This window comes from Roseiconus lacunae (assembly GCF_008312935.1).
GTDB classification, from domain to species: domain Bacteria; phylum Planctomycetota; class Planctomycetia; order Pirellulales; family Pirellulaceae; genus Stieleria; species Stieleria lacunae.
Genome location: NZ_VSZO01000007.1, coordinates 1 through 14,440 on the forward strand (window position 1 = coordinate 1; position 14,440 = coordinate 14,440).

Consider the following 14,440-nt stretch of genomic DNA (forward strand, 5'->3'; position numbering starts at 1 on the left):
CATGAGATCTGGCAAGCAGAGACCAAGGCCGATGCCGAGAAAGCGTTCGACGCGTTCTGCGAAAAATACCAAGCGAAGTACTCCCAGGCATGTGACTGCCTGAAAAAGGGTCGGTCGGTGCTTCTAGCGTTTTACGACTTTCCGGCCGAACACTGGAGCCATCTGAGGACAACGAATCCGATTGAATCCACATTCGCGACGATCCGCCTTCGTCATCGCAAGACAAAAGGTAACGGGTCGGGCCGAGCGAGCTTAGCGATGATGTTCAAGCTTGCTGAATCAGCATCGAAGAAATGGAGACGACTAAACAGCCACGAAAAGATCATTCAAGTCATCGAAGGACGGTCCTTCAAAGACGGAATCCTGCAGGAAGAAATCGCCGCCTGAGAATTTTCTCAGAACACAACTATTGCAAATATCTCGTAGTCGAGCCCATCCAGGTAGTCGCCAACGTCGCGAGGCGAGACGCCTGGTAGATCTTTGCCGCGCAATTCGCAGTGCTTGAGGAATTGGCGAATTGCACGCTCATAAGCGGACCGTGTGTGTGGTTTGCGAAGCTTCCCGAAGATAAACTCTTCCCAGGCAAATTGTGCTGCTGCGCCCGCCTGCTCAACCAGGGCAGGGAAGGCGTCGTCGCTTGCCTTGGAGACGTTTGCTTTCAGCAGTTCGACGCCCTCCGAAACCGGCACCAAGTGCTGCGGTTGTTCAGTCATGCCAATACGAGCAAGTGATCTTGCGTCCGAGTTTTTCAACGCCCCACCAAGATTTGTCCTGGCAACCAGAAGAGTTAATTCACTGACAAGGCCGACCAAGAATAGGTTTCTATGAGTTTTTTGCGATCTGGATTCGGTTCCAAGTTAATGCATGATAACGTACTTTGTCGAGCATTAACTTGCATGACAACTCCCAGATGCTTCGCGGCAATGCGGATACGCTATTGTCCTTATGCCAACTTGTGTCTAGCCTGCTCAAGGAGACGGGGATACTCAACGAAATGACACTGAGCGATTTAGATCTTCAAAGTGAATTAAAGGGGGCCGCCGAGGGGTTCGGGGTTCGGCTACGCAAATTCGAACTTGATTGGTCCCCACCAGACCTGGAAATTGAAGGCCATTTCTACTACCTCGCATTCAAAGATGGCAGCCCAAGCGTAGATGACTTTGTCACCTATATCTATCACCAGATCATACCCTTTTGTCTTCCCAAGCAGGAGATAGAGGACGCACAAGGAAAGGGTCATGTACATCATGTGCAGGACCTCTGCGATAAAGCACGCAACTTGTTCATTAAGGCCCGTTCGAAACTTAGTGCCTCTCGGCAAGGTGAGCCAGGTGAGCTGATTCTGTATATCTTGCTTGAGTCTGTGCTCTTGGCTCCACAAGTCGCATGCAAAATGTACTTGAAAACCAGCGAGAACATGCCGGTTCACGGATCCGACAGCGTCCATGCTAGGCTTTTGAGCGACGGTGAGACATTGCAGCTAGTTTGGGGAGAGTCAAAATTGTATCAGTCCCTCTCAAATGCTTTCGACGAAACACTCGATTCGATTGCGAGTTTCATAGGGTCTGGCGCGCTACGGTCGCCTCGCGATCGTGATATTGACATACTCAGAGACCATCTAGCGATTGGGGATGCCGTTCTCAAAGAGAGTCTTCTCCGCTACTTCGATCCGTATTGTGAAGAAAGCAATAAGCTAACAGAGATCTATGCATGTTTTACGGGGTTCAATGCCGCTATCTTTGACAAAGGCAATGCGCCGGAAGACGTGGAGCAGCAATTCAAGGCTAAATATGCAAAGCGATTACAATCGGCGTGTGATCTATTTGCGAGCAAAGTGGAGTCAAATAATCTTTCGAAACTCAAGTTTGTCCTCTTTCTTATTCCATTCGAAGATGTCGACGCTGTGAGGAAAAAGTTCTTCGCGAAATTGGGGGTGTCTCTATGATTCAGGAACTTGCCAATCGGATATGGTCGCATAACGCATTCCACGAAGACTACGCATCGCTTGTTACCAATGCGTTCGGCCAATCCTTCGGTCATTCAAGTCAAGAAACGATCGAAAGTGCCCGTATGTTGAAACTCATACGTTCAGCATGCCACCTTTCAGGAAGTGATGAGCGGGAGCATCGTGAAGCCGCATATCGCATTGTTGTGAGTGCGTCGAGTATTCCAGAGCTCCTTTCCGATGATCAGCGAAAAGTCGCCAACCTAGTTTTCTCTAGACTGGGAAACTTCCCAGCGGTTGCCTATCTACGTAGCCAAGCTGAAGCAATTGGAGCGGTTAGCGCTTATGACTATTCACTCGCACTTGATATCGATCTGGAGATCAGGCGAACGAATAACACGATCCAGTTTAGCGTTGGACCTGATCTAACTTTGACGGATTTTCAGAGAAGGCTCTGGAGCGAATTAGAAAGTGAGCAACCGATCGCTGTAACAGCGCCTACTTCAGCGGGAAAGTCTTTTGCGCTCTTGAACTACATCGTGCGGAATCACATAAACGCAAAATTTCGCTGGAGCCTTTTCGTTGTGCCTACCCGTGCCTTGATCTCACAAATCACCACTTCAATAGTGGAGATGTTTAGCGTGGCAGGGCCTGGACGTGAACCAACAGTTTCTTCAATCCCAATTTCGCCTGAAGAACTGGAGTCCGAGCGCGGGATATACGTCCTAACTCAGGAACGTGCGCAGATCTTGATTGAGTCCGGAAAGATGCCTCATTTTGACGTCGTTGTAATTGACGAAGCGCAAGGCATTGCGGATGGGCAGCGAGGAATCACGCTGCAAACCGTACTTGAGTCTATTTTAGAAACGCGAAATCGAGACAGGAATCAGAAAATCCTTTTCGCCGCGCCCCCCATAAGTAACCCGGGGTTGTTCGCAGACCTGTTCTCCTTTCAAGCATGCGAAGTTATTCGGGAGCGGGAGAGCCCCGTAGCGCAAAACTTGGTTTTCGTCAAAACGAATCCGATTAGCAAAAACATGGTGACGCTCTCTGTAAAACTTGAGGATGCCATCTTACCGATTGGAGATATTGCTCTCGATAAAGAGCTCTTTGATGACCGTCAGAAGCTGACGATAATCAGTTGGGAGTTTGGGAAAAAATCTCAGAATATCGTTTTCTCGAGTGGTAAGGCTGAATGCGAGAGGATTGCACTCCAGCTCACAGAGCTTGCGAGTCCAGGGCAAACGACGGATGCAAATCCTCGTCTTATCGAACTTGCAAAGTTCATTCGAACTCATGTCCACAAAGAGTATTCACTTGCGGAAACTGTCTTGGCTGGAATTGGGTTCCACTACGGGAACATGCCTGCAGCAATACGGAAGGCTATCGAGTCAACCTTCGAGAGCGGTGAGCTTAGCCATTTAGTCTGTACAAGCACACTGCTTCAGGGGGTGAACATGCCAGCTAGCAACTTGTTCATGCTCAATCCGTCACGCGGATCGGAGAGGCGGGGCGCCCCTGCGGAACCATTGGATGGAGTTGACTTTTGGAATCTAGCGGGTAGGGCTGGGCGGTTGGGCAAGGAGTTTGAAGGCAATGTCTTCCTAATCGATTACGATCTTTGGAAGTCGAAGCCGATATCTGCTGACCGTGAGAGAGAAGTCGTCCCCGCACTTGAGCGGACGGTCAAAACTGTAGATAGTCGACTTGTCGACTTCATCGAGGACCGCGAACACCCGTCAGGGACGAGCCCGGCAGCAGAATCCGCTTTTACAAAGCTTTTTAACGATTATCGGTCCGGAAAGCTTTCGAAGACACTAGATAAAGTTTTTGCGAGCGACGATGCAACATCTGCAGACGAACTTGAAAATACACTCAGTCGGTGCGTTAAATCAATTAATGTTCCAGTCGAGATAACTGAGAGAAACATCTCCATTTCCCCGTACAGGCAACAGCAGATGCTTGATTATCTGCGTAAGCGCATGAACGAAAAGCCACCTGAGGAATTCATTCCAATCCATCCGCTTCGCAGCGAAGCCTACGACAGTCTCTTGCGGATACTTAAACGAGTGCACAACCACTTCGAGTTGAAAAAGAAGTCCGATCGGTCACATGTGTTTTTTTCAAGGTTCGCCATTAATTGGATGAGAGGAGAGCCGCTTCCAAGGCTTATCGATGCATATCACAACAATCGCAAGAAGAAGATGAAAAAGGCGCCGCGCATGGCGACATCGATTAGGGAAACACTCAATCTGCTCGAATCCGACCTGCGTTTCCGATACGTAAAATTTCTGCGCTGCTATGAGGACTTGGTCACTCATGCACTTAACGAAGCTGGAAGACCGGAATTAGCACAGTCGATTCCGGCAATCCATTTGTTTTTAGAACTCGGCGCATCTTCAGGCACGATGGTAGGACTTATTAGCCTCGGGTTCACACGTACTACAGCAGGCGTTCTTCAAGATGAGGCAACTGATAAAAACCTATCTAGAGCTTCCGCGTTAGAGTGGTTACGAAGAACCAAGTGGGAGTCCCGTGATATTCCCCAAGCCTGCCTGGATGAAGTGCGCGAGATTATTGGGAATTGACCTTTCCGCACGTACGCGATGTTGTTTGCTTGGTCGGGAGCAGCGACCATACATTCAACACGACGATGAAAAAGTTTCAACCTACGTATCCAGTCGTCTTCTGAGAGCGACACTAGAACTGCAATTAGACTAAGCGAGGGACTCGGTGGTCGTTAACCACGGAAAAAACCTCGGTCCACAGGTGAGCCCTTGCCCCCGTCTGCGCATTTTATCGCCTCTTCTACTCCGATTTTAGGTCAACTGCCGTTTGAATCGAAGATCCACGTGTGGGCTAAGTCAACGACTTTTCCGACAAGCGGCAAGTCATTTCGTCCGAACGAATTCGAATCCTTCCACGTCTCGCCGTCTTTGTAAATCCGACTGACGGTTACGTTGTGCCGCGGGCCGTTTGCGGTCTCGTTCTCCCAGATCGCAGCCTTGATGCGGCCCATGCGAATCTCGTGCACAGGGCGTGCTTTCTCTTTCTTAGCCACTGATACGTCTCCAAAACAGGAAAAGAAAATCAACACCATCAAAGTCGCGAATTGGCCAGTTGTTGCCGGCGACAATTCGGACATTTCCCCAGGAACCTGCCGGAAGCAGCTTGGGGGTCATAGTTGAGGTTGCTCCATTCCTCATCAATCGCAGAAACATACGACTCGGGGCCACGAGTACCGCAGTGAATGCATGCCAGTGCGAAACCCGTTTCGTCACGATTACCAAAATCGGCAAGCGACTGTTCTGCCCACTCAAGTGAGTACTGACACGCAGCAAAGACCGCTGTTCTGCTCACCTCGTGGTTTCCGTCATCAAGGTTTGTCATCCTTGGTGCAAATCTGCCTTTCTCTAGCCATTCCAGTAGCGCGTTTGCGAATTCGACCACCGCTGGCCAATCCATCTTCGAGCATGCTTCTCCAAGCAGACGCCATGTTTCATCAGGATCCATGGCTAGGATGCCAGTGAGAGTAGCTGACCGATTTTTGCGTCAAGCTGCACTCGGTCTCCAGCGAGTGTGATTCGCTGAGATGTAAGCGTTCTATCTGCCCGTGTGGACAGGTGTGTTAGCTTGGTGGGTTTCCTTCCTTTTCGAGGAGAAACCTGTGCCGAGAACTTCCTGCCCAAAACTTACTCAGCAGTGGCGTGAACGGATCCGTCGCTTTGAAAAGTCTGAGTTGACCGTTGCTGATTTTTGCCAACTCGAAGGCTATAGCGTTGCCTCGTTCTACCAGTGGCGACGAAGGTTTGCAGAAGAGGACCGCGAAGATCAACCCGGCGTTTTCATGCCCGTCGAGCTGCCCCACGCTGCACTTCAAGGGCATCGGCTTGATGAGCAAGTGCAAGCCGTTGACCTGAGGATCGAACTGCCCGGCGGCGCGGTACTGCGACTTGATGCCGAGGCCTCCGATCGGCAGCAGTGTCGCCTGATCAGAAATGTCGTTCGGTCGCTCTCCGAGGTCGCTCAATGATCGCCCTCGCACCGACAACTCGGATTTTCATTCATACCGACTCGTTTGGCAATTGCTGAGGTTGTTCGCCCACTGCTCGGCGTGATGCGGCCGAAGCTCGTCTGTGTTTAGCGTCGGGTAGGCTTCAACGAAGCGCTGCAGGCGATAGCGATACCACTCGTAGGTTGCTTCAGCACGATTGCGTTGGGTCCACTCCAGGAAGTGATCACAGAGCACCGCAACAGATCGGCCGCCTGAGGGGGAAACCGTGGGGACTTCCGGCTGAGAGAGAAGCAGGTGGTACTGACGAAACGCCTCGTCCTTGTCTGGTCCGAGGTTGATTTGCTTGCCGTGAAGCTGGACGTACCACAGGCCGCGAGCGCGGCGATAAAACGGCTTTGGGAAATGGGGCATGGGTGCTCTCCGGTTTGAGTAAACAACCGGAGCGGGCCGGAAAGCACGCCGATTTGCTGCATTGTAGCAGCAACTTCTCTGACACGACGATTCCAATCGTCGTAAGTCTAGTACACCCCAGAGGATTCGAACCTCTAACCTTCGGTTCCGTAGACCGATGCTCTATCCAGTTGAGCTAGGGGTGCTCTTGGTGGGCCTTTGTTCGACCCGGGATGCGAGAGTTTAGCGGAGGTGTGTCCTTTTGCAAGCCGACTCGCACAGGTTGTGAATTTTTAATGACGAATCCACTTCGTACTCGCTCGACACCTTCTTACGCAGGTTCTCGTCGCCTGTGTTTGGGACACTATCGGATCGGTCTCGGTGCGGACTTCACCTTTTTCATGTCTCGCTTTCAGCGATTTTTGTTTCCTCTGTTCATCCCCTTCTATTGACCCGAATACCACTCCCCGAGCCAAATTGCCCTATCGATTACTGGCAGGAAAATCGCTGGCAGGAAACCCGTCGCCACGTCGCTTGGTGCGCACGCCCGCGAACTTGTTGCGATTTGCGAACCAGTCCCGTGTGTGGGGGACTTCATTTTGTATGCCTTGGGAGTCGGTTTCGATGTGCGGCCGAAAGCTCGGCAACGCTGGTTTCTAATCCACCGAATCGGCAGAGTTTGGCTGACCGGATTTCGAGGCACGGGGCATTCGCCGTGGCTGAGCTTCGGTGCCGCGACAGGCTGTTAATCAGGGTCGTTTGGCGGTACGATTTCGGGCATGACTCCGATGATGAAACAGTATCATGAAGCGAAGGCAGCGTGCGGCGACGCATTGCTGTTGTTTCGCATGGGCGACTTTTACGAGTTGTTCCTCGAAGACGCGAAAGTCGCTGCCGATGTGTTGGGACTGACGCTCACTAGCCGCGACAAAGATAGCGCGAATCCGACCGCCATGGCTGGGTTCCCACATCATCAACTCGACGGTTACCTGTGCAAACTCATACGAGCCGGATTCCGTGCCGCCGTCTGTGAACAGGTCGAAGATCCCAAGCAAGCCAAAGGTTTGGTCAAACGGGAAATTACGCGCGTCGTCAGTGCCGGAACACTTACTGACGATGGCATGCTTGACCCTCGCGAGGCCAACTATGTGGCCGCCGTGGTTTTGCACCAGGCAAGTGGTGGGCGAAAACAAGGCGAGCCACCCGTCGCTGGGATCGCGTGGGCGGAATTGTCCAGCGGTCGATTTTGTGCCGGCGTCTTTCCCGTCGCCAGGATCGAGGACGAGTTGGCTCGGATCGGGCCGGCCGAAGTCATTTATCGCGAGGACGATGCCAAGTTTTCGCCGGACACGACTGCACCTTGGTCCTGGACGTCTCGGCCCGCATGGAGCTTTGCCGAGGACGCTTCGGCGAAGGCGCTTTGTGATCAATTTCAAGTCGGATCGCTGGAAGGATTCGGCTTCAACGACGAAGACTCCGCCGCCATCCGCGCCGCCGGCGCGGTGTTAACGTATTTACAAGAAACTCAGCCCGCCGGCCTGGACCACTTTCGCTCGATCTCCGCCCATCACCGCAGCGGGGTTCTTGAGATCGATGCGTCGACCCGGCGTAGCTTGGAAATCACTCGAACCTTAAGAACGTCTTCGCGAGAAGGTTCGTTGGTCGATGCGATCGACTTGACCTGCACCTCGGCCGGTTCACGGGTGCTGTCCGACTGGATCGCCGCTCCGTTAATCGAGATCGCGCCGATTGAGGCACGGCATGACGCGATCGAAGAGTTTATGAAGTACGCCTCGTTGCGAAGCGACGTTCGGCAAACGTTGAAGCAGACCTTCGACATCACTCGATTGCTCGCTCGTGTCGCCACCGGGCGAACGGGACCACGTGACTTGCTGCAGCTTGCACAGACGTTGGCCGGTTTGCCGGAACTGAAGGCAAAGTTGGCCGGTCGAACGCCGAAGCGATTGGTGCAACTGGAGTCGCACCTGCACCTGTGTCCGGAGCTCCGCAGTGAGCTCGAAAACGCTCTTTCGGAGGACTGCAAATTAAGCGCGGCCGACGGTAACTTTATCAAAGCAGGTTACGACGAAGAACTCGACGCGCTTCGCAAGTTGGCCGCCGGCGGGAAGCAATGGATTGCCGAGTACCAGCAGAAGCAGATGGATGAAACCGGCATCCCGAACTTGAAGGTCGGGTACAACAAAGTCTTCGGCTACTACCTGGAAGTCACCAACGCACACAAAGATAAGATTCCGCAGGACTTTATCCGGAAACAAACGCTAAAGAACTGTGAACGATACATCACGCCGGATCTGAAAGAGTACGAAGAAAAAGTTTTATCGGCGGACGAAAAAGCACAATCGCGCGAGCAGTTGATCTACCAACAATTGGTTTCGCATGCCGCACGGCATCTGCAAACGTTGGGCGAAGTCGCAGCCGCGATGGCAGAACTCGATGTACTCGCCGCGTTGGCAGAGCTGGCCGCACAGCGTAGTTGGGTGCGTCCGGAGATGACCGACGATTCGGTGCTGCGGATCGAAGCGGGACGCCATCCGGTTTTGGACGTCACGTTGCCGCAAGGTGAATTCGTCCCGAACGATTGTGTACAGTCTCCTGAGACGGGCATGATTTTGCTGATCACCGGCCCGAACATGGCGGGGAAGAGTACCTACATTCGGCAAGTCGCGCTGATTACGTTGCTGGCCCAAGCGGGATCTTACGTGCCGGCCGCGTCGGCGTCGATTGGAATTGCCGATCGAATTTTTGCCCGCGTCGGAGCCAGCGATGAACTCAGTCGCGGCCAAAGTACGTTCATGGTTGAAATGGTCGAGACCGCTCGTATTTTGAACACGGCGACGTCGCGCTCCCTGGTCATTTTGGACGAGATCGGACGCGGGACCAGCACCTACGATGGGTTGTCATTGGCGTGGGCGATCACCGAGCATTTGCATGAGCAAATCGGTAGTCGGACGTTGTTTGCGACGCACTATCATGAGCTGACACAATTGCAGGAGATGTTGCCTCGTGTTGCCAACTTGAACGTCGCTGTGAAAGAGTGGAACGACGAAGTAGTCTTCTTGCACCGTATCGTTCCCGGTGGTGCCGACAAGAGTTACGGTATCCACGTCGCGAGACTTGCGGGTGTTCCGGCGTCGGTGAACGAGCGGGCCAAAGACATCCTCAGCCAATTGGAATCCGATCATTTGGATTCGCTCAATCGACCGACCATCGCGCCACCTCAGGGTCACGACTCCAGCGGCAGTGCGTATCAGTTGACACTGTTTGGTTTCGCCGATCATCCCGTACTGACGCAGATCGGCCAATTGGATTTGAACCAGATGACGCCTGTTGATGCGATCGCTTTCTTACAGCAAGCGAAGAAACAAATCGAAAGTCATCCGGCATTGAAATAACTTCGATGGTGATTGGTTTCTCGGCCCGTCTGCAGTGACCGAGTGAGCCTTCGAAGACCAAGACGCGGTTTTTTTGTTCAACACCAGCGTCCGCCGATTCGCACGATTTACTCGTGTTACATTTCGACTGCGTTGAGCAGTCCGTCGGCGTACGATGCTCGAGTAGCGGAACGCGCCGAGCGTTTCGGTGTGGGCCGGTCCGCCCCTTCCACCCATCGGACGATTGCGAAAAATGCGTTTGCCCTTCTGAACTGAAATCGAATTCAGATCGAGTTTGCGAAAATTGCGTTTTCTCGTCAATGACGAGTTTTTTTAGGAAAATCGCTGTTGAAGCGGAAACCAAGACGAAGTGGCGTGGTTTCACACAACGTACGCTGATCGGTCTTTCAGGCAGTGGTGCCTGGGCCAATCATGTGAGAAAGGGAACCTCGGATGTCGCCGCGGTATTCGACGCGGAATCTTGGTTTCACTGAAAAACAGTTTCCCCTCTTTTCTGTTCCAAATCCTGGGAATTTGAACCAATGAAGATGAAGCAAATTTCGATGGCACTGCTGTGTGCTGCCATTTTATCGATGATCGCAACGGACGCATCAGCTCAACGGGGCGGACGTGGTGGATTCCAAGGCGGTGGTCCTGGCGGACCGGGTGGACGTGGTTTCGGTGGCCCCGGTGGTGGCTTCGGCGGCAGCTCGGTACTCGGGCTGTTGCAGATCGATGAAGTGAAAGAAGAGATTGATTTGCTACCCGATCAGGAAGAAGCGATTGGAAAAATCAACGAAGGTCGACCGAGAATGGAACGCGGTGAACGAGGCCAGGATGTCGATCGTGATGCAATGCGTGAACGGTTTGAAAAATTCCGCGAAGAGTTGACCGCGTTTGGTAAGAAGGCTGACGAACAACTTGAAGAAGTCCTTGATCCGATGCAAATGGAACGTTTGCAACAGATCGAAGTTCAGATTGCGGGCATCGGTGCCTTACGAATCGAACGTGTTGCCAAAGCACTCTCGCTATCCGAAGCGGATCAAAAGAAGATCGAAGAGACGATGCAAAAGGGCCGTGAAGAAATGATGGGAAACATGCGTGAGATGTTCCAATCGGGCGACCGTGAAGGCGTACGTGAGAAGATGGAAGCGGCTCGCAAGGAACTCGAAGAAAAGGTGCTCAACGAGCTGACCAGCGATCAGAAAAAGAAGTTCGACGCGTTAAAGGGCAAGCCATTTGAAATGCCAGAACGCCAAGGTTTCGGCGGACGCGGTGGCCGTGGCGGTCCCGGCGGTGAAGGCTTTGGCGGTCGTGGACGTGGTGGTCGCGGCGGACCCGGTGGTCGTGAACGTGGCGAAGGTCGCCCCGAATCGGAATAAGTCGATTTGGAGAGGCTGGAGAATGGATCTGATCCAATTGAAGACGGGGCGAATCGCTCGCAGCCATTGATCGAACGTTGACTGCAGCGCAGCGCTCCGCTGCGGACGACTAGGGCCAGGCTTTCTAAGAAAGTCTGGCCCGTTTTTTGTTTGGTCCTATTGCCTGCTGGCGCGGCCGTAGGAACGAACTAAACTGGAAGACGGAGTGGTCGGCGTTGGCTGCTGTCGCCTGGTGATTATCGGCAACGGTGATCTTCTTAGGGCCGCTCCACTACCGCGCGTGGACCAGAACTCAGCCTCCTTACCCCTCTGCTGTTCTATGTTGTTTGTCATTCCTTGGGTCGTCCTCATCGTCGTTTGCATCATCGCGGTGCCGATTGCGGCGAAGCTATCCCCCTCATCAATCCCTTCCGGGCCGAAACAAGAATCCCCGGAAGAGGGCGTGATGGACGAAGAGGTATCGTTGGGCGATGACTTTGCCGCCGACGCGGGCTCGGACGATTTTGGAGCCGGACAGGAACCCGTTCTCGGTGACGACGCTTTCGCCGACTTTAAGTAGTCCGACGCCCGGTTTGTCTGAAAGCCGACGGGCACGTTGTCCCTCATCCCACTTGCTCGGGTGCATTTGTCGACCGATTGTGAAGCAGTGACTAGTCACTGACGCAGCGCAACAATCCGCAATCGAAACGCCCCGGGAATGTTCAACACCACAGCGATCCAAAAGATGCGGGTTGGCATCACGGTGCTGACCGTGACGTGCTTGATCGCAATTTGTGGTTATGTGGTCGCGGGGTGGAGTTACGTTGACGCGCTTTACATGGTGGTCATCACCATCTTTGGTGTCGGGTACGGTGAAGTTCACCCGGTTGATTCGCCCGTCCTGAAGCTATTCACCGCGACGTTGATTGTGACCGGATGTAGCTCCGCCATTTATGTGCTAGGTGCATTCATCCAGATGATTACCGAAGGCGAAGTTCAACGCGTGATAGGGGCGCATCGCATGAGTTTGGGTATCAAAGAAACGACCGGCCATGTGATCGTTTGCGGCTACGGTCGAGTCGGCCAGAACTTGGTTAAAGAGCTTCGGCACTTGGGCGTCGACTTTGTCATCATCGATCGCGACTTGCAACGGTTAGACGAAGCCGAACGAGAAGGTCATTTGGTGATCTGTGGTGACGCGTCTTGCGAAGAAACGTTGACAACGGCAGGTATCGAACGGGCGTGTGCTTTCGCGGCGGTTTTGCCGAGTGATGCGGAAAATGTTTTCGCAACCTTGACCGCTCGTGAACTCAATGAAACGGTTGAAATCGTAGCGAGATGTGAAACCGAATCGACTGAGCGGAAACTGTATCGTAGCGGCGCGACTCGGGTGGTTCTGCCGACGATGATCGGGGCGTCACGAATTGCGCATTTAATTACCTGCCCGACGATTGAATCGATCGTCGATGATTCGCGTTCGCTGTATCGATTGCACCAAGACCTCAAAATTTTTGGGCTCGATTTGATCGAAATCCCAATCGATGGCAATTCGCCGTTCTTAAAACTTTCAGTTCGCGAGATTGAAAGCAGCGGCGACGGTGGCAACGTTATTGTCGCGATCCGTTGTGCCGACGGCGAGATCGTACGCAACCCATCGGCCGATCGCCAGATTCTAAGTGGCGATCATCTTATTGTGCTGTCGCACCGCGAGGACTTGGCAAAGCTCCACGACGTCGCAACGGTTTAGATACGCGTGTAGCGGAACGTACCGAGCGTTTCGGTTTGCAGATCGAAATTCCGATCCGGTCCACGATAGTCGCGGCCCCTCGCAGATCTCTTTTCCGGCCCGTCAGTTCACTTCGGCAGGCAGGATAACTTTCGAGTTTCACGGTGTCGTTTCGCGCGTCGTCGGCATCAATCTTGCGGTGACTAGCAGTCACTTGATAATGCTGACAACAAACCATCGACACGGACGGAAGATTCATGCGATATCGATATTTTTTGACTGGACGTTCACCTTTACGAACAACCGCGTGTTGTGCCATTGTAATTATTTACATCGCTGGCAACGCTTTCGTTTCTGCGCAGGGCGTAGGCTCACAATCGTCCGCAGCTTCGCGAATGCAGTCGATCGGATCGTCAGGCTTGTTGGAAGCTTATCGATCGCAGTATGAGAATCCGCGTATCACCCAATCAGTCACACGACAGGTGGGGTATCGAGCCGCGATAGAATCGCCGCAAGTCGCTCAGGCGTCTTCCGGCGGAAACGCATTCGCCCAACATCGCAGCCAGCCGGCGGTCCAACGTACGGTCTGGATGCAGCAGATGGGGATGCCAGACACCGGCATGCCATCGGCGGGCGGGCAGCCGATGTCCAGTCCGGGCGCGGCGTTGCCCAATGCGGCGTTACCCGGAACACCGAATGCAGGGCTTCCCGCGGACAACTTGCCCGAGAGTATGCCGTTCACGGAGACGACCCCGCGATCGTTGCCTTCGCCGCAGCCAACGTCGACACTCGCCGAAAACATGGCCGTTCCATCGCCGTCGGATACCGCACCGATGGACGCCCCCTCGCTTCGAACGAACAGCTTTGCGCGGATGGACAACTGCAATTTGATCACGCCGCCGAGTCAATACATGGCGGCGAGCGTCTATGGCGGGTGTGGTTCGGTCGCACCGATGGGTTACGCCGTCGTCGCACCGACGTCGCTGCCCGCCGAGATCGCCGCACCTGCGACGATGCCGCCCCTCACGACAACGGTTCCGGTGGCAACGGCACCACCAACCATTGCCACGGCCGTTCCGTCGGCCGCCGCTCCGGCACGCGCGTTGGTTTCTTTTGGCCAGGAGCGACTGATGGTGCAGGTCGGGCAGGGCCTCTGGGGCCAGCCGGTCGCCTATGTCCCAGGTCAATCGGTCCGAAACTGGTTGCGTTACTTCTCGCCGTAGCAAATGTGCGAGCTAATCCCGACTGAGGTCATGGCAAGAGGAAGGGGTCGCAGTAAGAGTATTGTGGTGTTTGCGTCATCGAACGGTTTAAGCGAACCATTGGATTGTCACGGTAGCGACGTGGCAGTGCGAGCAACTTGGAAAACGCAAGCCGCAGACGGCTTGCGGGAACGGGGCGGAGCCGATACTTTACTGCACCAACGGAGAGCGAGCTCGACGGCGTCGGGAACGTTCTTTCGATGAACCAAGCGGATGTGGCGGAACTGGCAGACGCGCTAGATTCAGGTTCTAGTCCTCGCTAAGAGGGTGGAGGTTCAAATCCTCTCATCCGCACTGTTCTTTCTTTATAAGAGAAACGGCCCGAAAGCCAGATTCGGGTTACCCTTGG

Annotated in this window: 13 protein-coding genes and 2 tRNA genes; 10 read left to right on the forward strand and 5 right to left on the reverse strand. The window is 53.7% G+C overall.

Going from position 1 to position 14,440, the window contains the following annotated elements:
* Positions 1-387 (forward strand): transposase (locus FYC48_RS10235; RefSeq protein WP_200836582.1); only part of this gene is annotated, 387 nt, incomplete at its 5' end.
* An 8-nt stretch (positions 388-395) separates the two neighbouring features.
* On the opposite strand, the gene FYC48_RS28380 is transcribed toward FYC48_RS10235, so the two are convergent.
* Positions 396-812 carry a hypothetical protein gene (locus FYC48_RS28380; protein ID WP_235034190.1) on the reverse strand — a complete coding sequence of 139 codons (417 nt, stop codon included), beginning with the start codon at positions 810-812 and terminating at the stop codon, positions 396-398.
* Between the two features lie 80 nt (positions 813-892).
* On the opposite strand from FYC48_RS28380, the gene FYC48_RS10245 reads away from it, so the two are divergent.
* Both FYC48_RS10245 and FYC48_RS10250 read left to right on the forward strand, forming a co-directional pair.
* Positions 893-1,945, forward strand: coding sequence for a HamA C-terminal domain-containing protein (locus FYC48_RS10245; protein ID WP_149496618.1), 1,053 nt, complete (start codon positions 893-895; stop codon positions 1,943-1,945).
* Entirely contained in the window at positions 1,942-4,533 is a 2,592-nt protein-coding gene (locus FYC48_RS10250; RefSeq protein ID WP_149496619.1) for a DEAD/DEAH box helicase, read from the forward strand. Before FYC48_RS10245 ends, FYC48_RS10250 begins: the two co-directional genes overlap by 4 nt.
* A 236-nt stretch (positions 4,534-4,769) precedes the next feature.
* On the opposite strand, the gene FYC48_RS10255 is transcribed toward FYC48_RS10250, so the two are convergent.
* Both FYC48_RS10255 and FYC48_RS27725 read right to left on the reverse strand, forming a co-directional pair.
* Positions 4,770-5,006, reverse strand: coding sequence for a hypothetical protein (locus tag FYC48_RS10255; protein ID WP_235034191.1), 237 nt, complete (start codon positions 5,004-5,006; stop codon positions 4,770-4,772).
* A gap of 38 nt (positions 5,007-5,044) precedes the next feature.
* Entirely contained in the window at positions 5,045-5,458 is a 414-nt protein-coding gene (locus FYC48_RS27725; protein ID WP_160149440.1) for a hypothetical protein, read from the reverse strand.
* 154 nt (positions 5,459-5,612) lie between these two features.
* Between FYC48_RS27725 and tnpA the strand changes: the two genes are divergently transcribed.
* Positions 5,613-5,978: an IS66 family insertion sequence element accessory protein TnpA gene (tnpA, locus tag FYC48_RS10260; RefSeq protein ID WP_149496620.1), complete on the forward strand. Its 366-nt coding sequence runs from the start codon at positions 5,613-5,615 to the stop codon at positions 5,976-5,978.
* 27 nt (positions 5,979-6,005) lie between these two features.
* Here tnpA and FYC48_RS10265 read toward each other — a convergent pair whose 3' ends face one another.
* Both FYC48_RS10265 and FYC48_RS10270 read right to left on the reverse strand, forming a co-directional pair.
* Positions 6,006-6,371 carry a hypothetical protein gene (locus FYC48_RS10265; protein ID WP_149496621.1) on the reverse strand — a complete coding sequence of 122 codons (366 nt, stop codon included), beginning with the start codon at positions 6,369-6,371 and terminating at the stop codon, positions 6,006-6,008.
* Positions 6,372-6,482: 111 nt separating this feature from the next.
* Positions 6,483-6,556: transfer RNA gene (locus FYC48_RS10270), tRNA-Arg, on the reverse strand.
* Positions 6,557-7,129: 573 nt separating this feature from the next.
* Between FYC48_RS10270 and mutS the strand changes: the two genes are divergently transcribed.
* The 6 genes from mutS to FYC48_RS10300 all read left to right on the forward strand — a co-directional run bounded on the left by mutS (position 7,130) and on the right by FYC48_RS10300 (position 14,385).
* On the forward strand, positions 7,130-9,763 hold the full coding sequence (gene mutS / locus FYC48_RS10275; protein WP_149496622.1) for a DNA mismatch repair protein MutS: 2,634 nt from the start codon (positions 7,130-7,132) through the stop codon (positions 9,761-9,763).
* A 521-nt stretch (positions 9,764-10,284) separates the two neighbouring features.
* Positions 10,285-11,124 (forward strand): hypothetical protein, encoded by an 840-nt coding sequence (locus tag FYC48_RS10280; RefSeq protein ID WP_160149441.1) that lies wholly within the window; start codon positions 10,285-10,287, stop codon positions 11,122-11,124.
* Between the two features lie 319 nt (positions 11,125-11,443).
* Complete coding sequence (locus FYC48_RS10285) at positions 11,444-11,683, forward strand: hypothetical protein (RefSeq protein ID WP_149496624.1); 240 nt, start codon at positions 11,444-11,446, stop codon at positions 11,681-11,683.
* A 138-nt stretch (positions 11,684-11,821) separates the two neighbouring features.
* Complete coding sequence (locus FYC48_RS10290; RefSeq protein WP_149496625.1) at positions 11,822-12,850, forward strand: potassium channel family protein; 1,029 nt, start codon at positions 11,822-11,824, stop codon at positions 12,848-12,850.
* Positions 12,851-13,224: 374 nt separating this feature from the next.
* Positions 13,225-14,052, forward strand: coding sequence for a hypothetical protein (locus FYC48_RS10295; protein WP_149496626.1), 828 nt, complete (start codon positions 13,225-13,227; stop codon positions 14,050-14,052).
* A gap of 248 nt (positions 14,053-14,300) precedes the next feature.
* A tRNA-Leu gene (locus FYC48_RS10300) sits at positions 14,301-14,385 on the forward strand.
* The last annotated feature ends 55 nt before the right edge of the window (positions 14,386-14,440 follow it).